General features: G+C 35.8%; 1 protein-coding gene. It reads left to right on the top strand.

Annotated features, from left to right (window positions below):
* Positions 1-687 (top strand): IS110 family transposase (locus H8911_RS12240; protein ID WP_186999851.1); only part of this gene is annotated, 687 nt, incomplete at both ends.

The raw sequence follows: 687 nt of genomic DNA on the forward strand, positions 1-687 counted from the left end.
AGGTATGGAAGACACTGGGCATTACCATGTTGCTCTTCTTAAATTTCTTCTTAGCAACGGATATACGGTTGCCTTGATCAACCCTAAAACCACTGATCTCACACGCAAGATGGAAGGTGCTATTACTAAGGTTGACCGTTTTGATTTATACGAACAAAGACAATTGACTCGTCATCACCATAATCTAAAGGAAGAACTCGATATATACTGTAATCGACTACAGAAATCAATTGATCTTGTTTTCCCTGAATTCAATACCTTATTCACTTCTAAATATGGTGTTGTTTACATGAGTCTTCTTAAAACGTTTGGCAGTGCTGAAACAATTGCTTCTACAGATATTCGTACAATTCGTAAATGTTTTGAAATCAAAGGCAGCGGCAATCGCATTTCATTGACTGCTGAAAAGTTAAAAGAATGTGCAAAGAATTCTATTGGAATCTCTTCTGAAGTTGAAACTATACAGATCAAACACTTGGTAAGCCAAATCACGCTTATTAAAGAGCAAATCGCTGAAATAGATAAAAAAATAGAAGAGTTCTCAATCATAAACAACTCTCCTATCCTTAGCATTCCAGGGATTTCTCATTTCTCTGGTACTTCTATTTTAGCCGAATTAGGAGATATTGGCAATTATTCCAAGCCTTCTCAAATCATTAAATTTGCAGGAGTAGCACCATATCACTA

The sequence above is a fragment of the Holdemanella hominis genome, assembly GCF_014306155.1.
In the GTDB taxonomy this organism is placed as follows: Bacteria; Bacillota_I; Bacilli_A; order Erysipelotrichales; family Erysipelotrichaceae; genus Holdemanella; species Holdemanella hominis.